Origin of the sequence: Mycobacterium sp. 852002-30065_SCH5024008 (assembly GCF_001665645.1) — a bacterium.
Lineage (GTDB): Bacteria > Actinomycetota > Actinomycetes > Mycobacteriales > Mycobacteriaceae > Mycobacterium > Mycobacterium paraffinicum.
The window spans coordinates 59,265-78,349 of the sequence record NZ_LZSZ01000090.1 but is presented as its reverse complement, the minus strand read 5'-3'; the positions used below and the strand labels follow the sequence as shown (position 1 = coordinate 78,349).

Genomic DNA, 19,085 nt, shown 5'->3' with positions numbered 1-19,085 from the left:
CGGTGATGATCATGTCCTTCAGCCGGTCTTCGATGTACACATAGCCGTCGGCGTCCAGGCGGCCGACGTCACCGGTGCGCACCCAGTCGTCGTCGGTGATCGTCTCGGCGGTCGCCTCCGGCCGGTTCAGGTAACCGCTCATGTTCTGGTTGCTCCGCACCCAGATCTCGCCGGGCTCCCCGGCGGGCACCTCGGCGCCCGTCTCCGGATCGACCACGCGAATCTCGGTGCCCAGCACCGCCTTTCCAGCCGCCAACTGCAGGTGCGGGCGGGCGGAATCGCGATGGTCGGCGTCGCTGAGCGCGGTGACCGCGCCGCACAGTTCCGTCTGCCCGTACACCTGCACGAAACGCGTTTCGGGCCAGGTGGACAGCGCCCGATGCAGCAAGGGCAACGGCATGGGCGCGGCCCCGTACACGATGTAGCGCAGGCCCGCGAACATCGCGTGGGCCGCTTCGCCGGCGTCGAGGAACCGGGCGATCACCGGCGGGACGAAGAACGCGTGGGTCGCGCCGGATTGCACCGCGCCCATCAGGGCGGCGGCGTCGGGTTCGCGGGTCATGATCGTCGGCACACCGGCCCGAATGCCGAAGAGCGCGTAGCCGATTCCGCCCACGTGGAAGAGGGGCATGGCGACGAGGTTCGCGTCCCCGTCATCAAACGGGAACGCCGGTGCCAGGTTGGCCGCGTGATTGACCAGCGCGCGCTGGCTCAGCAGCACGCCCTTGGGCCGCCCCGTGGTGCCGGAGCTGTAGATCACCAGCGCGGTCTCGCTCTCGTCGACCTCGGTGTCGCTGCCCGTGGGCGCGGCCGCGTCCAGCAGGGATTCGTACTCGTCGCCCACCACGACGATGCGCTGCACGCCCGGCGCACGTTGGGCGGCCGCCTCGGCCGCGGCCTGCAGCTCGGCGCCGACGACCAGCAGCCGCGCGCCGCTGTCCTCGAGCACGTGGATGAGTTCATCGCCGACGATGCGCCAGTTGACGACGGTCGTCACCGCGCCGATCGACGCCGCGGCGAAAAGCACCTCGAGGCAGGCGGGGTGGTTCTTGTCCAGAAAGGCCACACACTGCCCGCGCTGCACACCGGCATCGCGCAGCGCGCCGGCCGCGCGCCGGATCCGCGCGGCCCAGTCCGCCCAGGACCACTGCCGTTCGCCGTAGCGAATCGCGATGGCGTCGGGCCGCTGCTGCGCGTGCCGGTCGACGAATCCGGCGAGCGTCTCCGTCGTGTTCGCCGTGGTGTCGGCTGGTGGCATGAACCCCTCCGAGGTCGATTTATTCCACTCTGTGATACGCGGTCGCGGCCGCGCACGCCACTGCGGCCCTCCGTTTGACTGGGAGCTTGCGCCTACCAGTGGTCACCAACAAGTCCTGGCACGCGCACCGGCGTCGGCGCACGATCAGGCTATGCCCGAAAAGACGCGTCTGCCGCTGCTGCCACCGGCCGGCCTGGGCCCTGAGCAGAAGCGCCTCTATGACGACATGGCGGCGGTGATCGAGCGCAACTTCGACGGACTCGTCGCGCGCCGCGAGGATGGCGCCCTGATCGGCCCCTTCAACGGCTGGCTGCATTTCCCGCAATTCGGAAAGCCGGCCTGGGCCTTCAATAAGGCGCTCTGGGAGCACAGGGTGCTGCCGGACGCCGTCCACCAGCTGGTGATCCTGGTGACCGCCGCCAAGTTCGGCGCTCGCTACGAGATCTATGGGCACGAGCACTTCGCCCGGCGGGCAGGGCTGGGCGAGCGCAAGATCGCGACGATCGCCGCGGGCGAACGTCCCCACGACCTCGACGACGACGAGGGTGCCGCGTACGACATGGCGGCCGCGCTGAACCGGGGCGGCGCGCTTCCGGAGACGACGTACCAAGCGGCGCGAGAGGCTTTTGGCGCTGGGGGCGTCGCCGAGATCGTCTTCCTGGTGGGATGTTTCTCGATGGTCGGCATCACGCTGAACGCGTTCGACGCGTCGGTGCCGGGCAGAGAGGAAAATCTCGGCTAATGCTGCGCCCGTTGGTGTTTCATCGGGAATGAGCCGCGGGCCTCATTCCATCGACCGGATCATCATCCCGCCGTCGTCGACGGCCTGAGGAGTCGCGTTGTTGTTCTGTCTGAAGTCGATGAAGACCGACCGTCGGCTGGACGTGTTCAGCAGCTCGGTGAAGGTGCCCAGGACGGGAATCGGTCCATCTGCTGCCGGAACGTCGGCGGTGTAATCCACCGACGCCCGTTGCTGGAAGTTGGCGCTTTGGAGCGGTTGCGTATCGGGTGCCGTCAAGTTCCTCAGATTGCCCAGCCCGGACGCGGATGCGTACTCATTCATGTCGTCCTGCAGGACCGCGCCGACATCGGTACTGGCGGCCGGCTTGACCGCCACTCGCAACTGCGCGCTGCCGTCGGCGTTGCTAAGCGCCACCCAATTCGGACCACGGTGCCCGAGCGCCCACCCGGGCGCCGGAGCGATCGTGACGCCTTCGGCAACGGCGATCGGCTCGGCCGATGCGAGTCGCACCGTCGGCGGTTCGGCGGTGGCGATCAGCACGATCGTCGCCGTCAATCCCGTGGCCACGGCCATCGCGGTGGCGGCGACCCGCTTAAAACGTGGTGGCCCGAGTCTCGACGAACACATGCGCTGGCTCCTGATCCGGGGGCAAACGGGGGATTCGCCCACTGGTTCTACGATCTCCCCGCAAGCGGGTGGTGTCCAAGATTGGGCCGCTATTTGCTGATAGCTTTCCGTTATCGACCTGCCGGGCTGGCGATGCGTGCAAGAATTTGCCCGCGCGCGTGGGACGCGGTGTGTCAACATTTCTGCGGCATAACACGATCCGATAAGAGGGGACCAAACGTGGTGAACCCTGACCGAGCCGGCTCGCGCACCTTCGTCGTGACGGGCGCCGCGTCCGGAATCGGCCTGGCGACCGCGAGGCGCCTACTGGCCGAGGGCGGCACGGTGATCGGCGCCGACCTGGCCGCGGCGCCGGACCTCGGCCCCCGGTTCCAATTCGTCACCGCCGACGTGACCGACGAAGCCGCGATCGCCGCGATGCTGGCCGCCGTGCCCGACCGCCTCGACGGCGTCCTGCACGCCGCCGGGGTCGCCGGAGGAGGCCCGGTCCACCTGCTCGACCGCGCCGAATGGGACCGGGTGATCGGCATCAACCTCACCGGCACCTTCCTGGTGGCGAAGGCGGCGCTGGCCCGGATGATCGAGCAACCCCGCGTCGACGGCGAACGCGGTTCGCTGGTGACCGTCGCCAGCGTCGAGGGCCTGGAAGGCACGGCGGGCGGCAGTTCGTACAACGCGGCCAAGGGTGGCGTCGTGCTGCTCACCAAGAACATCGCGCTCGACTACGGGCCGAGCGGCATCCGGGCCAACGCCATCTGTCCGGGTTTCATCGAAACACCAATGGCCCAAAGCGTCTTCGGTCTCCCGGGTATGGAGGGTCCGTTGCAATCCATCACCTCCGAACACGCCCTGCAACGGCTGGGCCAGCCGCAGGAGGTGGCGGCCATGGCGGCATTCCTGCTGTCGCCCGACGCCTCGTTCGTCAGCGGCCAGGCCATTGCCGTCGACGGCGGCTACACCGCCGGTCGCGATCACGGTGTGGTCAAACTCTTCGGCTTTCCCTCCTAGCGCCTTAAGATTCGCGCATGGTCACTCCCGATGACGCGATCGAGGCGATCCGAGGCACCGGCGGCGCGCAGCCGGGCTGCCGCGCGCTACACGCCAAAGGCACGCTCTACCGCGGCACGTTCACCGCGACACCCGATGCGGTCATGCTCACGCGCGCAAAGCATCTCGACGGTTCGACGGTCCCTGCGCTGATCCGCTTCTCCAACGGCGCAGGCAATCCCAAACAGCGCGACAACGTGGCGGGCATCCGCGGGATGGCGGTGAAGTTCGCCCTGCCCGACGGCTCCGCCACCGACGTGTCGACGCAGACCGCACGCCTGTTCGTTTCCAGCACACCGGACGGGTTCGTCGATCTGCTCAAGGCGATGCGGCCCGGCCTGACCACGCCCCTGCGCATGGCCAAATACTTTCTCACGCATCCGAAGCTGCTCGGCGCGCTACCGGTGGTGCGGGACGCCAGCAGGATTCCGGCGAGCTACGCCACCGTCGAGTACCACGGCCTGCACGCCTTCCGCTGGGTCGCCGCCGACGGCAGCGCCAGATTCGTTCGCTATCACCTGGTTCCGGCCGCCGCGGAGAACTTCCTATCGGCATCCGCCGCCCACGGCAAAGGCGCGGACTTCCTCACCGACGAGCTGAACGCGCGCCTGGAGAGCGGACCGGTGCGGTTCGGATATCGCGTGCAGATCGCCGGACCCACCGACTCGACGGTGGACCCGTCGGCGCCCTGGCAGAGCACGCAGATCGCGACCGTCGGCACCCTCGAGATCACCGGCCCGGAGACCGAGCGCGAGCACGGCGGTGACATCGTCGTTTTCGACCCGATGCGCGTCACCGACGGCATCGAGCCCTCCGACGACCCGGTGCTGCACTTCCGGACGCTGGCCTATTCGGCGTCGGTCAAGCTGCGCGCCGGCGTCGACCGCGGGGGCGAAGCGCCGCCCGCCTGACGGGGGAGCATAACCCGGCGGTCGCCCGCATGCCGAAACCGGTGGCAGGCTAAGGTTTTTCTTCAGTGTCGCCTTCCCACATGATTCTCATTTGCTTGGCCGGGTTCGGCGCCGGCGCCATCAACGCGCTGGTCGGGTCCGGCACGCTGATCACGTTCCCCACGCTGGTCGCCCTCGGCTTCCCGCCGGTGACGGCCACCATGTCGAACGCGATCGGTCTGGTCGCCGGCAGCGTGTCGGGCACCTGGGGCTACCGCGCCGAGCTGCGCGGCCAGTGGGATCGGCTGCGCTGGCAGCTTCCGGCTTCGCTGGGCGGCGCGGTGCTGGGCGCCTTCCTGCTGCTGCATCTGCCGGAGAAGGTCTTCGCCGAAGTGGTGCCGGTGCTGTTGGTCCTGGCGCTGACTCTGGTGGTCGCCGGGCCGCGGATTCAGGCGTGGACGGGCCGGCGCGCCGAGGCCGCGGGCCGCTCGCCCGAGCACATCACACCCCGCCGCATGGCCGTCCTGGTGTTCGGGACATTCGCCGTCGGCGTCTATGGCGGTTATTTCACCGCCGCTCAGGGCATCCTGTTGGTCGGCCTGATGGGCGCGCTGCTGCCGGAGTCGGTACAGCGGATGAATGCCGCCAAGAATCTGCTGGCCCTCGTGGTCAATGTCGTTGCCGCGATTGCCTATACGTTGGTCGCCTTCGGCCGGATCAGCTGGCCGGCCGCCGGGCTGATCGCCGTGGGGTCGCTGATCGGCGGGCTGATCGGGGCGCGCTACGGCCGCCGGCTGTCGGGAAACGCGCTGCGCGCCACGATCGTGGTGGTCGGCCTGATCGGGCTGTATCGACTGCTCGCCGTGGCCTGACGGGTGCGGCTGTGCCCCAAGGGGTTCAGCTCAGCGTGGCGGCGGCCGCTTCGTCGATGACGTCCATCACCTCGCCCCGCTTGCGCCACGCCCGCAGCTGACGCATCGCCCCGTTGCCCTGCATGGCGACGCGGTCGAGTTCGCCTACGACGCGGTCGTATTCGCCGAGCGTCTCCAACGCCGGCCGCACGCGCTGCACGAGGGCGCCCAACTGATCGCGAGCCGACACCGCTCCGCCGCCGTGGATCAGGTCGAGCGTGCGACCGGCGAGCCCGTCGTGGGCGGCCTTCCAGTACGCCGCGCGCAGGGCCGCCGGCGGAAGCCGCCCGGGCTCGTCTTCGCGCCCGCGGGCCTCGAGCGCCGTCATCACCGCGGCCCTGACGAGCGTGGCGAGCAGCACCGTTTCCGCGACGGTCGCCGGCACGTCGGCCACCCGCACCTCGATCGTCGGGAAGTTCTCCGACGGACGCACGTCCCAATAGACCATCTTCTCGTCCAGGATCACTTCGCTGTCGATCAGCATCCGCACTGTGCGGGCGTATTCGTCGGGCGACGGGAAGAACGGCGGCGGCCCGGCCACCGGCCAGCGTCGCCACAGGACACTGCGCCAGCTCGCGTAGCCGCTGTCGGCACCGCGGTATACCGCCGAATTAGCCGCCAGCGCAAGCAAATTCGGCAGCCACGGCCGCAACCAGTTGCTGACATGGATGGCGGCCGCGCGGTCGGGAACCTCGACGTGCACATGGCATCCGCAGATCCCTTGCTCGTGCGCGACCATCCCGTACTCCGCGCCGATCCGGCGATAGCGGGGCGTGTCGGTGACGGGAGACTCATGCGGTGTGGCCGGGGGAAGACCGGCGGCGAGCAGCCGAAGCCCCGCAGCCTCGGCCGCCTGTGCCGCGGTGCGTCGCAGCCGGGCCAGCTCCTGGCCGAGTTCCGTGCTGGTCGACACCACGCTGGAGGTGGTTTCCACTTGGCAGCTGCTGAGTTCCAGCTGCAGCTCAACACCCCGGCGCTTGGCCTCGGCGGCCACATCGGCGTTTTGCGGAGCCGGTTCGCCGGTTCGCGGGTCGACAAGGAGGAATTCTTCCTCCGCGCCGAAGGTGGGAGGGTCGCTCATCCGGGCGCAGGGCCCTATCAGTGTCCGTGCTGCGCCGTCACCAACGGGCCGCGGACGCCAGCGCGGAATCGGCGGTCGGGTAGATGGGCAGGAGGGCCGACAGGCCGCACGCGTCGACGATGCGCGCGACGATCGGCTCGCGGCTCACCAGGCGCAACTCGATGCCACGCTCCTTGCAGCGCTTCGCCTCGTCGGCCAGCACCGCGAACGCGCAGCAGGCCATGAAATCGAGGCCCGTGACGTCGACGACCAGGGCACCCGGAGCGATGACGATGCCGGCGACTTCGCTGACCAGCTGGCGCCAGGTGTGCTCGTTGCACGCGTCTACCTCCCCGCCCGCATAGATCAGCACCGCCGGGCCGCTGCGATCGGCTGACGCGCGCAGCGTGCTGTTGGGGTCGCCCAGCTCGTAGACCAGCTTCGTGCTCAGCATCAGGTGGGTAGTTGTCATGGGTTCTGCAATGGCCGAGCTCAACATCTTGGACTCCTAATCGACCAGCGTCTACGACGCTGCGATGGATGCCCGTCCTGCCCTCTGAAGACAGACTTTCTCGCGGAATGCGAATCTCTTTTCTATAACAAGACAGGTCTGTCTGTCTACCTGTGCCAGCTAAGAGTATGTTGTGGGTTGCTATGACAACTTCCGATGTCGGAACGCCCGCCGCGTCGGCTCGTGAACGTATCCTGGCCGCGGCATATGAGCTGTTCAGCCGGCGCGGAATCCGTGCGGTCGGTACCGAAGAGGTGATCGACCGGGCCGGTGTCGCCAGGGCTACGTTGTACCGGCACTTCGCCACCAAGAACGACCTCGTGCTGGCCGTGCTGCAGCGGCGCGAGGAACTGTGGACCCACGGCCTGATCGAGGAGCAGTCACGGCGGCGGGGCGAGACGCCCGAGCAACAGTTGCTCGCGATCTTCGATGTCATGCACGACTGGATTCAGCTCCGCGACGGCTATGAGGGCTGCTCGTTCATCAACGTGCTGCTCGAGCTCGGGCCCGATTCCCCCGCGGGAAGGGCCTGCATCACCCACATCGACCATGTTCGCGACATCGTGCGTCAGCGCGCCGTCGCCGCGGGTCTGACCGACGTCGAGGACTTCGCCTCGTCTTGGCACATCTTGATGAAGGGCGCCATCATTCTGGCGGCTGTGGGCGACGTGGATGCGGCGTTGCGTGCCCGCAGGATGGCCGTTCCCCTCATCGAAGAGCACCGTCCGGTTGCGCCCGAGGATCTCGGCGAGGCGGCCAGCTAGCCGCTGGCTCAAGCTGCGTCGGCCGCGGTGCTGTCGGCCTTGCGGTAATGCTCGGCCTCGAGCTCGGCGATGGCCCGGGAGGTGCGTTCCCGCAGCGCGAAGGCAGCGATCAGCCCGAACACGATCGCGATGACCAGCGCTATCCAGGAGAACCGTTCCAGCCAGCGTTCCGCGGCCATTCCGGCGTAGTACACCAGCGCGGTGGTGCCACCGGCCCAGCAGATGGCGCCCGAGACGTTGGCCGCCAAGAACCGGGGGTAGTGCATCTTCAGGGCCCCGGCCAGCGGCCCGGCGAAGATCCGCAGCAGCGCGATGAACCGGCCGAGGAAGACCGCCCGAACCCCCCAGCGGTTGAACAACTTTTCGGCCAACGCGACGTGTCCGGGACCGAAATGTTTGGGGAAGCGCCGGCCCAGGCGGTCGAAGAGCGGCATGCCGAACCGGCGTCCGATCGCGTACCCGATCGAGTCGCCGACCACGGCGCCGATCACCGCCGCGACGCCGACTCCGACGGGGTTGACGGGCAGATCGTCATGCGACGACATCAGCGCGGCGCTGACCAGGATGATCTCCCCGGGAAGGGGAATGCCCAGGCTCTCGAGCCCGACCACACCGCCGACCACCAGGTAGACCGCGAGCGGCGGGATCGCGTGCAGCAAAGCCTCCACATCCATGCGTCCAGGATGCCTGACCGTCCGGCGATACGCGTCCTAAACCCTCCGGTTCGCGTCGGCCGGTCGGCTCGGCGCGCTGAGGCCCCCCAACTGTGGCCGTTTGGGCTCCCGGCCGTCGGCCGACGACAGGCCGCGCAGGCGCCGCCAGATCCACGGGAAGAAACTGTCCTGCGTCCAGCGCAGCTGCTCATAGGTGCCTGCGGTCAGCGACCGGCGCCTCGCCTCGGGGCTGCCGTGGGCCCAATCATGGTTGCTGCCAGGCAAATCCAGTGCCTCGGCGGCCGCGGCGGCGAACAGCATGTGCCCCTTGGTGGAGGCGTGCACCCGGTCGATGGCCCAGGTGTCCAGCTCGCGCATCGACGGCGCGTTGTACAGGTCGACGAGCCGGAAACCGTAGCGATCGGCGGCGGCCGTGATCGCCGCATTGATGCGGGCGAGACGCCCGGACACCAGCCGACCGAGCGGGAGGAACTGAGCGACGTTCGGGAAAGTCGTCGTCACCACCGTCGCGCCGGATCTGGCCAACGCGGCGTAGACGTGTTCGAGGTCGGCCAGGGCCGGACCGAATGACCGCCCCGGCTGGATGACGTCGTTCATCCCCGCGCACACGGTGATCAGATCGGGCTGCATCGCCAGGGCCTGCGGGACCTGCTCGGACAAGACGTCGGCGACCCGTTTGCCGCGGATCGCCAGGTTGGCGTAGTGCAGTCCCGGGAAGAACGAATCGATCGTGACGGCGAGCCGGTCGGCGAATCCGAGGAGACCGACGACGTCGTCGCCGTCCCACAAGCCCTCGGTCTGACTGTCCCCGATGGCGACGTAACGGCGATACCCAGACGGAATAGCCCCGAACACGAAGCCGAGAATAATAGCGATCGCGGTCCCGGTGTGGTAAGCGTGGCCATCCACTCGCCGCAAAAGAATCGCACTTCGTGGGCTAGCCTCGTTCATCATGGCTATGCCTTTGAAGGGCAACGCAATTCACATCGGGCGCCGCGGGAACGTCGCGGTCGGTGTCTTCGTCACACTGGCCGTGTTCGTGGCGGGGTTGCTGTGGGCGAAGTGGCTGCCCTATGCCGCGAAGGCCGTCACAGCCCATCGGACCCATCATTGGTCCGGATCGAGCATTCTCATCATTGGTGGCGTGCACGCCGGGGATCACCCGACATGGCACGCCGCCGCGACGTTCTTTCACGCTTATGTGTCGTCGATCTGGCCGGCGCTGGTGGTTGCGCTGCTGATCAGCGCCTCGGTTCAGGCGTTGATGCCGCCGTCGTGGTTGCCGCGGGCGTTGAACCGGCGTGGGCCCATCGCGAGCGCGCTGGCCGGCGGGGCGGCAAGTATGCCGTCGATGATGTGCACATGCTGCGCGGCGCCCGTTGCGGTCACCTTGCGACGCAACGGCGTCGTTGGTCCTGCGGCCGCCGCGTACTGGCTGGGCAATCCGTTGCTGAACCCGGCGGTGCTCGTTTTCCTCTTCCTGGTCGGCCCGTGGCAATGGACCCTGACCAGGGTGATCGTCGGTGTCGCGGCGGTGCTTGGCGTCGGGGCGGCGGTGGGAATGGTCTCCCGCGGGTCCGTGGGTGCGACGGCCCCGGAGGCGCCCGTCGCGGCTGACGCCGAGCCCCCGCGACGGTCCCGCGGGTTCGTGCGGGCGCTGCTCTATCTGTGTTTGTTCCTGCTGCCCGAGTACGCAGTCCTGGTACTTGTTCTCGGGGCGTTCCGGGGCTGGCTGCTCATCCTCGGTCAACCCGCCCACCACGGCCTGCTACCGGGCTTGCTGCTCGTCGCGCTGGTCGCGATTGTCGGCACGCTCATCGTCATTCCGACGGCCGGAGAAATCCCGATCCTTCAGGGTCTGGCGCTGCTGGGTGCGTCGTCGGGAACCATCGGTGCGCTGCTGATCACCCTTCCGGCGGTGAGCCTTCCGGCAGCCGCGATGGTCGCGCGCAGCTTCGGGTGGAAGGCGATCGCGGTCACCACGGCCGTGGCGAGCGGGGCGGGGTTACTGGGCGCGGCCGTCCTCAGCTTGCTGTGAGTCGCAACCTCTTCGTGTTGTCCCCGGGTAACTTCACTGTCATGCCGAAAAAGCGCGAGCCGGATGCGGAGGACGCCGAGGTGCCGCCCGCCGATTCGCTTGCGCCGCAGTATCCGATCGAGTCGGTCGACAACGCGCTCAAGCTGCTGCTGTTGTTGGGTGAACAACCCCAGATCCGGTTGAGCGAGGCCACCCGCTACCTGGGCGTGGCGTCGTCCACCGCGCATCGGTTGCTGGCGATGCTGGCCTACCGCGGGTTCGTCCGGCAGGACCCGGTGTCGAAGGCCTACCTACCCGGACCGGCGTTGACCGGTGTGGCGTTCGCGATCTTCGGCCGCGTCGACATCCAGCGATCGGCCGCCCCGATCATGCGAAGCCTCGGTGAGCAGCTGCGCGAAACCATCCACGTCGGGATGTTGGACGGCGCCAGCGTCCGCTTCATCGCCGCCGTCGAAGGCCCGGCAGCGGTCCGGGTGGCGTCGCGGCTGGGCCGCACCATGCCGGCGCATTGCACGTCGACGGGCAAGGTCATGCTGGCGCAGCTGCCCGAACCGGAGCTGCGTCAGCTGCTCCCGCACGAGCGGTTGGAACGCATCACAGCCTCGTCGATCGGCAGCCGGACCGAGTTGGAGGCCGAGCTCGCCGCGATCCGTGAGCGCGGTTACGCCATCAACCGCGAGGAAAGTGAGGAAGGCGTCGCTTCGGTCGCGGTGCCCATTCCGACGCGGGCGCCGGGCCTGCGCCTCGCGCTCAACGCCGCCGCCCCGCAGAATCGGCTGGACGCCTCCCGCTACGGCGCGGTGGCCGCGGCTCTTGGCAAGGCGGCCAGGGAGATTGGCGACCAACTGGGCTGAGACGCGCCTCGAACGCTATGCCCGGTGGGGGAGCTCCGGTCGCAGGAACACGTGAGCGTCACCGTGCGCAGCCGACGCACCCGAACGATCTCCACCAGCTGCCCGTACACATGGGTGACCGGTGGGTGGTTGAGGTGGCCGATCACGATGTTCTGCGGGACGAACGACTGGTATGCCATCCTGACGATCTGGTCTTCGGGAACCAGCGCGGAATCCCGTAAGTCGCCGGACCACAACGCGGTCACCTGGTAGCCCAGGTCGGCGGCCACCGCAGCGACCGCGCATTGTGATGGCCGTACGGGGGCCGCAGGTAGGGAGTCGCGTCCACGCCATACGTATTTCGCAGTAACGCGTGCATGCGGGAGATCTCCTCGGTTTGAGTAGTCTTACGGATTCCGGCGAGCGGCGTGCTGCCGCAGGCTGTTTGGCATGACCGTTCCCAATAGCATGTCCAAAACCACCGCCGCTTTTTTCGTTCAAGCCGCTGTCGCGTTCGCGATCAGCCTCGTGACCGCGCTGGGCGGGATCTACTTCCTTCCGCTCGACGGGTGGCAGCGATCGTTTCTCGGTATCACCTTCCTGTTCTTGGTGTCGAGCGCGTTCACCTTGGCCAAGGTGATTCGCGACCAACAGGAAGCCGCGACGGTGCGCGTCCGGTTGGACGAAGCACGCATCGAGAAACTGCTGGCCGACTACGACCCGCTCAATACCGCCGCGAACTGAGTAGTACTACTCAGGCCAGACGCGTAGAACTGCGCGGGCGCGAGCCCGGCGCGATCGGCCATGCTTGTCCCGACATCTCCCCACTTAATCCCTTGTTCACCAACAGATTCCCTGAAAGGCCCGGTGCCATCGCCATGGCAGCTCTCACAAGATTCCCCGACGTCGCCGAGGTGGCGGCGGCCACTCCAGCCGACCGCGATCGCGTACTGGACGTCATCCGCATCACGTCGCTGATCGGTGTGGTGCTCGGCCACACCGTGATGGCCATCAGCATCATCCGCAACCACGTCTTGATCTGGGATAACCTGCTGACCACCTCGGTGGTGTTCCAGGCAGCGACCTGGCTTCTGCAGATCATGCCGCTGTTCTTCTTCGCCGGCGCCGCGGCCTGCCTATCGTCGTGGTCTGCCGGCACAAACTGGGGTGACTGGCTGATGAAACGCTGCACCAGACTGTTCCGGCCGGTGTTCTACTACTTGGCGTTTTGGGCGGTCGCGCTGACGGTGCTGTATCGAACTCTGCCGCAACACATCTACGAGCCGGTGGCCGGTGTCAGTACGCAGCTGCTGTGGTTCTTGGGCGCCTACGTGCTGGTGCTGGCCGCCATGCCGGTGTTGTACCGCATCACCAGCGCGGGACGTCTCGCCGCCGCTGTGGCCGGCGTCTACGCGACCATCGCGGCGATCGACGCCATCCGGCTGCACTGGCCGGCCATGATGCCGCTGGGCTACCTCAACCTGGCCGTCTGGCTCATCCCTGCCATGTTCGGCATCGCGTACCGCCGTCGGCTGCTCACCGGGCGCGCCGCACTCGTCATCGCGGCCATCGGGTTCGCCGTCGACGTCGCGCTGGTGCACTGGGGTCCGTACCAGATCAGCATGGTCGGCACCGGTGATCACCAGCTGTCCAACACCAGCCCGCCCTCACTGCTGTTGGCCGGGCACGCAATCGTCCTGAGCGCCTTGGCGATCGCGGCCGCGCCGGCGATCGCACGCTGGGCCCAGCGGCCACGGGTGTGGTGGTGGACGGCTATCGGTAACTCCGGAGCCATGACGCTGTACTTGTGGCACATGCCTGTGCTGCTCGGCGTGCATCTGGTCTTTGACTGCCTCGGCTGCCCTCGTTACCCGGGCTCGCGGGATTTCCTCGCCGTCAGCCTCGCGCAACTGCTCGTCGTGGCCGTCGCCGTGGCGGTGCTTTTCGTCGCGCTGCGGCCGCTGGAGAACAACCCACTGTCGGGCTGGGACGGCGCCCCGGCGGTGACAGGGCGCGGGCGGGGAACGGCGATCGGCGCCCTGTTGTGCGTCGCGGGCGTGGCCATCCTTGCCGCCATCAGGTGGGGCCTCAAAGACGACGGCCTGGTGTGCATGGCCGTGATGGTGACCGCATTGGTGGGCGCCCGCGTGGTGGCCGCCGCTTCGGCCAAGCGTCCCAACACTGTTCGCGGATAGCCGCAGGATTCGTTGACCCGCAGGGCAGTCACCTGGCTGCCCTGCGGGTCACGGCTCTTCGTCGAGGCCGTGCTCGATGGCGTAACGCGCCAACTCCACCCGGTTGGCGACCTGAAGTTTGCGGAAGGTCGCCTGTACGTGGTTTTCCACCGTGCGGTGGCTGAGCGACAGCTTCTGGGCGATCTGCTTGGCGGACAGGCCCTTTGCCACGTAGCGCAACACCTCGGTTTCGCGTTCCGTGAGGCTCGGCCGAGCGGGACCGTCGTCCTTGCTCTGCGCCATCCGCCGGTATTCACCCAACACCAGCCCGGCCAGACTCGGGGTGAACACGGCGCGGCCTTCAGCGGTCGCTGTCACGGCTTGCGCCAGTTCTGATTTGGATGCGCTCTTGACCAGATACCCGGTCGCGCCGGCCTTGACGGCTTCCAACACGTCGTCTCGCTCGTCGGAGGCCGAGAGCACCAGCACCCGAGACGAGGGAGAGACCGCGAGCACTCCCGCGGTCGCTTGTGCGCCATCGCCGTCGGGCAGCTGCATATCCATCACCACGACGTCGGGTTTGACCACGGCCGCCCGCCGTCGCGCCGCGGCAACGCCCTCGGCGGTGGCGACCACGGTGAACCCCGCGTCGGCCAGGTCGCGGGCGACCGCGTCACGCCAGATGGGATGGTCGTCGACGACCATCACCGTCGTGGGGGTCTCATCGGCCATGGGACGCCTTTCCGCGTGGCACGCACAACTCCCATTCGGCGCCTTCTCCCGGTTGGCTGCGCAGGTGGGCGCTGCCGCCCAGCGAAGTCAACCGACCGACGATCGATTGAGAGATGCCCAGGCGCCCCTGGCCGGCCGCTTCCTCGAGCCGGCCGGCGGCGATTCCCACCCCGTCGTCGCGGATGCTCACCACAACGGAATCGCCGAGGTCTTCGACGAGCACGAACGCGTGCGCGCCGGGCCCGGCATGCGATTCCACGTTGTCCAGAGCGTTGCCTACCGCCGCGTCGAGCTCGGTGCCCACCCGGCGACCCAAGGGCACCGGTGTCGCGGGCAGGCTCAGCGACACCCGGTCGGATTCCCGGCAGCGCAGCAGGGTGCGCAGATCGATGGTGGCGCCGTCGGTGTCGTGGTCGATGTCCGTGCTGGCCAGCCATCGTCGCAGCGCGCGTTCCTGCTCGCTGGCCAGGTCGGCGAGTTCTGCTGTGGCGCCGCCGATTTCGTGGCCTTTCTTGGCCACCAGCGCCAGCACCTGGATGGCCCCGTCATGGACTTGGCGGGACAGGCGTTCCCGTTCTTGCACCGCGGCCGTTAGCCGGGCCGCCTGTTGGAGCTCATCGTGGGCGCGCCGCGCGGTTTGGGCGGCCATGCCGATCGCCATGCCGATCGCCAGCTCGATGATGACGGTGGCGTTATGCCCCAGGTTGAAGGCGAGATAGTTCTTGACCGCGAAATTGGTGGCCATCACCACCAGGCCCGCGAGCATGCCGCCGGCGGGGCCGAACTGGATAGCCGCCGAGATCGTGGGGTTGCTGGCCCACAGCGTTGTCGGCCAGGTCTGATTTTCGGCCGCCCAGTGTGGGGTGGTGACGATGGTGTTCGACGACATGAGCAGCACGACGATCACGACCTCGGCGAGCACCCACGCTGGTTTGCGACCGAACCCGCGTAAGTAAGCCACCGCGCACGCCGCGCTCCAACCGATCAGCACCGCGAACAGCACCCAGCCCAGCGCGGGCCGACGCAGGTCCGGGTTGATGGCGATCTGGAACCCGGTGGCGTAGATGCAGCTCAGCAGCCGGAACACTTGCGCCGCACGCCATAACGGCGTGGTGGGATCAAGGCTGTTTTTCGCCATCGTGGTCAGCATAAGTCCGGGGCCTGATGGTGGTGGGGAAGATCGGCGGGTGACGCAACCTCAGTCGGCCGGCAACCGCGCAATTTCGTGCCGCCAGGCGGCCTCGGCGGTGAACGAGGGCCCCAGGTCGGGCAGGTCGTCCCAGTCGGCGTCGTCGATGTCCCGCAGGGTCCCGCCGGCGCCTTGCACCCGCAACGACATTCGGGCCAGCGCGTCGAGGCTGATGGCCTGCAGCACCGCCTCCGGCACGGTGGCGGCCGCGCTGGTGACCCCGTGTCCGCGGCAGATCACCACCGGCCGCCCGCGCATGGCGGCCACCATCTCCTTGCCCAGCGCCGGGGTGCGGATCAGCACGGCGCGTTTGTAGACGGGCACGCCGCCGCGGGCGAGCCACGCCCCGGGAATGTCGTACGCTCCGTAGATCGGCCGGATCGCGATGCCGGCCAGGTCGGCGGCGACCACGGCGGGCGGGTGCAAATGCGCGACGGCCCGGTGCCGGGGATCGGCCACCATGGTCTCGACGTGGATGGGCAATTCGTTGGGCACGCGGTACCCGTCGAGTTCGCCGTCGGCGCCTGCGCCGCCGTCGAAGGTGACGAGCCGGATGTCGCTGGGCCGGGTGAAAGCCACCCCGGTATCGGTGTCGCTGCGGCAGCGGACGAGCAGGCGCTCGTCGTCGATCCGCATGCTCAGGTGGCCGAGGATGCCGTCGACGAGGCCGCGGGCCGCGGCCACTCGGCAGCCCTGCGCCACCAGCGCACGTTGCTCGTCAAGGGGGGTCATCGCGGTGCGCCCAGCCCGAATCCCCCGTCGGGACGGACGGTTTCGCCGGTGATCCCGCGGGCCCGGTCGGACGCCAGGAACGCGAAACTCCACGCGTGGTCCTGCCCGGAGAGCGCGACGTTCAGCGGCGTGCGCGCGGCCAGCTGTTGTGCCCGGTCGGCGGTGTCGTCCAGGCGGACGCCCTCGAGCCCAAGGCTGGCAAGCCCACGCAGGTCGGTGCCCAGCGTGCCGCCCGGCGCCACCCCGTTGACCCGGATCTGCGGCGCCAGCTCATGGGCCAGGGCGGCCACCAGGCCGCGGACCGCAAATTTCGACGACACGTACAGCGCGCCACCACGTCCGGGATAGAACGACGACGCGGACTCGGTCAGGATGATCGAGGATCCCGTTCCGTCCCGCAGCCGGGGGAGCGCCGCCTTGACGGACTGCAGGTGGCTGAGCACGTTGGTGCGAAACATCTCGTCGAAAGCGCCGGGCAGGTCATCGGCGTCGATGTCGCCGATGCCCCGGTAGAAGTCGAAGACTCCGACGCAGTTGACCAGCGTGTCCAACCCGCCGTAACCGTCCACCGCGGCGGCGACCGCTCGTTCATTGGCTTCGCGGGTGGTCGCATCGCCGTCGACGACCGGAACATCGGGCAACTGCCGGCGCAAGGTCTCGCATTTTTCGTGATCGCGTTCCAGCGCAGCAACTTTCGCACCCTCGATGCGAAACGCGTCCACTACGGCCCGGCCGATCCCGGAACCGGCGCCGACGACCAGCGCGCGCTTGCCCTCAAGCCAGCCGGTCATCACCCTCCTCGGCTTCATCGGGCAGCAGCGGCGCGTGGGAATTGCCGACCATTGCCGCCAGGGTGCGGCTGTTCTGCCAAGTCAGGGCCTCGACCTCGAGCGCGTCCAAGGTGATCCACTGCCCGGATCGCGGTGCGCCGATCAGCAGCCTCGACCCGTTTCGGGTGTCGACCCGGCGCACCACCACCTCGGTGAACTCGTTTGCGACGACGAGGGGTTCGCCGACCGCGCCGTCCAGGAGCCGCTGCAGTTCGTCATTCACAGGAACACCGCCAGGTTTTGCATCCGTAGCACCGACTCGTCGGCGATGATATTGCGGCGGGCCAGCTTCCAGCGATCATCGCACCATCGCAACAAGTCCTTGCGCCCGCACGACAGCAAGGCGCTTTCGTTCACGTCGCCCCGGCTGCGGAACAGCAGTTCGGCCGACTCCACCCACAGATGCGCCGGGTCGTCGTGCTCGAAGGTGCGTACGTTGGTGACGAAGTGGCGCAGCCGCGACGGCGGATCCTCGGCCCAGGCGTGTTCGGTGCCCATCCGCGCGACCCGCTGGCTCAGCGAATATTTGTCCTCGTCGAAGTGCGCCATCCCCGGGGAGGCGTCGAACCCGGAGCCGCGCGCGGTGGTGACCCGCACGGGCATCACGTAGCGGACATCGTCGGTCATCGTGTCCAGCCACGCCTCGTACTGCTGGGCATCCAGCAGATAGGCCTCGTCCACCAGGAACTGGTGCGCCTGCAGGTGCCGGATATCATGAAACGGCAAGGACGGCAACGCCTTTGTCATGTGCCGGCCCCCTGCAGGTAATCGGCCCACATGTTCAGCAGCGCGCGCTGGTTGTACTCGTTGTAACCGACCTGCGCGCGGCCCGGCCCGTGGAACGCCTCGGCGGTCAGCGGCTCGACCACCGGGCTGCCGTCGGACAGCAGCCCCATCCGGCTGTTCAGCAGTAGCCGCCGGGCCATCGAACCGCCCGCGGTGGTGGTCAGCGACACCCAGTTCTCCACGTCGTCCTGCTCGAACATGCCGGTCGAACCGAAGCACATCAGGTACGCCTTATACGAGTCCTGTTTGTACTGCGGGGGAGCGGCGGAGTCCACCGCGAACCACGAGCAGACCTCGGTCTCGTTCTCACTGATGGGCTGCCACAGCCGGATCGAGATGAAGGGCAGCACTTGGTCTTCGCGGTCATGCACCTTCGGCCAGTTGTGCACGAAGCTCAGATTGGGAAAGCAGGTGGCGGCCGAGATCATGAAACCGTCCTCGCCGACCATCCGCTGCTGCCGCGACGTCCACACGCCTTTGATCCGGCCGATCATCTCGTCGGGATAGCCGACGTAGCGCATCCGTTCGTCGAAGCCACCCGGCGGAAGTTTGTAGGTGGTGCCGCCGCCCCGGTGCGCCCAGTAGGTGGCGCCGTCCTTGCGTTTCTGCGCTTTCGGCTCGCGGAACAGGCCGATGTCCACGATCGACGCGTGCGTGTGCGGCGTGTGGTACATGTCGCCGGCGAAGTTCTCGGCGCCGATCTTCCAGTTGGCCTTGATGCGCCAGCGCTGCGGCCCCCGCACTTCGAGGCCGTCGGCACTCTGTTTGGTGTAGAAGTCCAGATAGAACTTGAAGTCGCCGAGGAAGTCCTCGAGCGGTTCGGCGCTCGGGTCCATGCTGATGAACAGCAGACCGTTGTAGCTCGCGAATTTCGGTGCGGGCAGCAGGGTTTGGGCATTCCTGGCGAACCCGTCCTCGCCGCCGTAGGCCTCCCGATGAAACGGCAGGCCGGTGAGCTGGCCGTCGTTGCGGTAGGTCCAGCCGTGGTACGGGCAGCGGAAGTTGGAGGCGTTTCCCATCTCCGCGCGGCAGACCTGCATTCCCCGGTGCAGGCACATATTGAATAAGGCGCGCACTTCGCCGCTTGAGTCGCGAGTGATGATGAAGGAGTCGTCGAGCACCCGGCGCACCACGTAGTCACCGTCCTGCGGGATCTCGGACTCGTGCGCCACGAACATCCACGCCCGTCCGAACAGCCGCTCCTTCTCCAGCGCGAACAGTTCACTGTCGTTGTAGATGTAGGCGGGGATCATCCCGTCGCGGACGCTGGCGAACGCGCCGTCGAGA

At 68.0% G+C, this 19,085-nt stretch carries 22 protein-coding genes and 1 pseudogene; 9 read left to right on the top strand and 14 right to left on the bottom strand.

Features of this window, described 5'->3' with window-relative positions; translation table 11 throughout:
* Positions 1–1,258: AMP-binding protein (locus tag A5781_RS12520; RefSeq protein ID WP_067205871.1), on the bottom strand; the 1,258-nt coding region annotated here is incomplete at its 3' end.
* 151 nt (positions 1,259–1,409) lie between these two features.
* On the opposite strand from A5781_RS12520, the gene A5781_RS12515 reads away from it, so the two are divergent.
* Positions 1,410–2,000 carry a carboxymuconolactone decarboxylase family protein gene (locus tag A5781_RS12515; RefSeq protein ID WP_067205868.1) on the top strand — a complete coding sequence of 197 codons (591 nt, stop codon included), beginning with the start codon at positions 1,410–1,412 and terminating at the stop codon, positions 1,998–2,000.
* A 42-nt stretch (positions 2,001–2,042) separates the two neighbouring features.
* Here the strand turns inward: A5781_RS12515 and A5781_RS12510 are convergent, their stop codons facing one another.
* Positions 2,043–2,627 carry a hypothetical protein gene (locus A5781_RS12510; RefSeq protein ID WP_231990694.1) on the bottom strand — a complete coding sequence of 195 codons (585 nt, stop codon included), beginning with the start codon at positions 2,625–2,627 and terminating at the stop codon, positions 2,043–2,045.
* Positions 2,628–2,846: 219 nt separating this feature from the next.
* Here A5781_RS12510 and A5781_RS12505 point away from each other — a divergent pair, with 219 nt between their 5' ends.
* The 3 genes from A5781_RS12505 (at position 2,847) to A5781_RS12495 (ending at position 5,436) form a co-directional block, all read left to right on the top strand.
* Positions 2,847–3,635, top strand: a complete 789-nt coding sequence (locus A5781_RS12505; RefSeq protein ID WP_067205865.1) for an SDR family NAD(P)-dependent oxidoreductase — start codon at positions 2,847–2,849, stop codon at positions 3,633–3,635.
* A 17-nt stretch (positions 3,636–3,652) separates the two neighbouring features.
* Positions 3,653–4,585: a catalase family peroxidase gene (locus A5781_RS12500; protein WP_067205863.1), complete on the top strand. Its 933-nt coding sequence runs from the start codon at positions 3,653–3,655 to the stop codon at positions 4,583–4,585.
* A 65-nt stretch (positions 4,586–4,650) separates the two neighbouring features.
* The gene (locus A5781_RS12495; RefSeq protein WP_082939316.1) at positions 4,651–5,436 is read left to right on the top strand and encodes a sulfite exporter TauE/SafE family protein; all 786 of its coding nucleotides are present in this window, start codon (positions 4,651–4,653) and stop codon (positions 5,434–5,436) included.
* A gap of 25 nt (positions 5,437–5,461) precedes the next feature.
* Here A5781_RS12495 and A5781_RS12490 read toward each other — a convergent pair whose 3' ends face one another.
* Positions 5,462–6,556: a glutamate--cysteine ligase gene (locus A5781_RS12490; RefSeq protein ID WP_067205857.1), complete on the bottom strand. Its 1,095-nt coding sequence runs from the start codon at positions 6,554–6,556 to the stop codon at positions 5,462–5,464.
* Positions 6,557–6,593: 37 nt separating this feature from the next.
* Complete coding sequence (locus A5781_RS12485; protein WP_067205853.1) at positions 6,594–6,989, bottom strand: anti-sigma factor antagonist; 396 nt, start codon at positions 6,987–6,989, stop codon at positions 6,594–6,596.
* A gap of 200 nt (positions 6,990–7,189) precedes the next feature.
* On the opposite strand from A5781_RS12485, the gene A5781_RS12480 reads away from it, so the two are divergent.
* Positions 7,190–7,810: a TetR/AcrR family transcriptional regulator gene (locus tag A5781_RS12480; RefSeq protein WP_067205850.1), complete on the top strand. Its 621-nt coding sequence runs from the start codon at positions 7,190–7,192 to the stop codon at positions 7,808–7,810.
* An 8-nt stretch (positions 7,811–7,818) separates the two neighbouring features.
* Here the strand turns inward: A5781_RS12480 and A5781_RS12475 are convergent, their stop codons facing one another.
* Together A5781_RS12475 and A5781_RS12470 are read right to left on the bottom strand one after the other, a co-directional pair.
* A complete protein-coding gene (locus A5781_RS12475; protein ID WP_067205847.1) occupies positions 7,819–8,484 on the bottom strand; it encodes a DedA family protein in 666 nt (221 codons plus the stop codon).
* 36 nt (positions 8,485–8,520) lie between these two features.
* On the bottom strand, positions 8,521–9,339 hold the full coding sequence (locus tag A5781_RS12470) for an SGNH/GDSL hydrolase family protein (RefSeq protein ID WP_156624593.1): 819 nt from the start codon (positions 9,337–9,339) through the stop codon (positions 8,521–8,523).
* A 97-nt stretch (positions 9,340–9,436) separates the two neighbouring features.
* On the opposite strand from A5781_RS12470, the gene A5781_RS12465 reads away from it, so the two are divergent.
* Positions 9,437–10,522, top strand: a complete 1,086-nt coding sequence (locus A5781_RS12465; RefSeq protein ID WP_067205844.1) for a permease — start codon at positions 9,437–9,439, stop codon at positions 10,520–10,522.
* A 41-nt stretch (positions 10,523–10,563) separates the two neighbouring features.
* Positions 10,564–11,376: an IclR family transcriptional regulator gene (locus tag A5781_RS12460; RefSeq protein WP_067205841.1), complete on the top strand. Its 813-nt coding sequence runs from the start codon at positions 10,564–10,566 to the stop codon at positions 11,374–11,376.
* A 53-nt stretch (positions 11,377–11,429) separates the two neighbouring features.
* On the opposite strand, the pseudogene A5781_RS26190 reads toward A5781_RS12460, so the two are convergent.
* A pseudogene (locus tag A5781_RS26190) lies at positions 11,430–11,749 on the bottom strand (polysaccharide deacetylase family protein); the annotation flags it as partial.
* Between the two features lie 56 nt (positions 11,750–11,805).
* Here A5781_RS26190 and A5781_RS12450 point away from each other — a divergent pair.
* Entirely contained in the window at positions 11,806–12,099 is a 294-nt protein-coding gene (locus A5781_RS12450; RefSeq protein ID WP_067205835.1) for a YiaA/YiaB family inner membrane protein, read from the top strand.
* 134 nt (positions 12,100–12,233) lie between these two features.
* On the top strand, positions 12,234–13,550 hold the full coding sequence (locus A5781_RS12445) for an acyltransferase (protein ID WP_067205832.1): 1,317 nt from the start codon (positions 12,234–12,236) through the stop codon (positions 13,548–13,550).
* A 48-nt stretch (positions 13,551–13,598) separates the two neighbouring features.
* Here the strand turns inward: A5781_RS12445 and A5781_RS12440 are convergent, their stop codons facing one another.
* From A5781_RS12440 to A5781_RS12410, 7 genes are read right to left on the bottom strand one after another with little or no spacing between them, the layout of a single operon-like run.
* Positions 13,599–14,261, bottom strand: coding sequence for a response regulator transcription factor (locus A5781_RS12440; protein ID WP_067205828.1), 663 nt, complete (start codon positions 14,259–14,261; stop codon positions 13,599–13,601).
* Positions 14,251–15,411, bottom strand: a complete 1,161-nt coding sequence (macS, locus tag A5781_RS12435; RefSeq protein WP_067205825.1) for a MacS family sensor histidine kinase — start codon at positions 15,409–15,411, stop codon at positions 14,251–14,253. Before macS ends, A5781_RS12440 begins: the two co-directional genes overlap by 11 nt.
* A 48-nt stretch (positions 15,412–15,459) precedes the next feature.
* Entirely contained in the window at positions 15,460–16,182 is a 723-nt protein-coding gene (locus A5781_RS12430; RefSeq protein ID WP_067205822.1) for a class II aldolase/adducin family protein, read from the bottom strand.
* A complete protein-coding gene (gene hcaB / locus A5781_RS12425; protein ID WP_067205818.1) occupies positions 16,179–16,973 on the bottom strand; it encodes a 3-(cis-5,6-dihydroxycyclohexa-1,3-dien-1-yl)propanoate dehydrogenase in 795 nt (264 codons plus the stop codon). Before hcaB ends, A5781_RS12430 begins: the two co-directional genes overlap by 4 nt.
* Positions 16,957–17,235, bottom strand: a complete 279-nt coding sequence (locus A5781_RS12420; RefSeq protein WP_067205815.1) for a dihydrodiol dehydrogenase — start codon at positions 17,233–17,235, stop codon at positions 16,957–16,959. Before A5781_RS12420 ends, hcaB begins: the two co-directional genes overlap by 17 nt.
* Positions 17,232–17,759 carry a 3-phenylpropionate/cinnamic acid dioxygenase subunit beta gene (locus A5781_RS12415; RefSeq protein ID WP_067205812.1) on the bottom strand — a complete coding sequence of 176 codons (528 nt, stop codon included), beginning with the start codon at positions 17,757–17,759 and terminating at the stop codon, positions 17,232–17,234. The genes A5781_RS12420 and A5781_RS12415 overlap by 4 nt, the downstream gene beginning before the upstream one ends.
* Positions 17,756–19,051, bottom strand: a complete 1,296-nt coding sequence (locus A5781_RS12410) for an aromatic ring-hydroxylating dioxygenase subunit alpha (protein ID WP_067205895.1) — start codon at positions 19,049–19,051, stop codon at positions 17,756–17,758. The genes A5781_RS12415 and A5781_RS12410 overlap by 4 nt, the downstream gene beginning before the upstream one ends.
* Positions 19,052–19,085 lie beyond the last annotated feature (34 nt).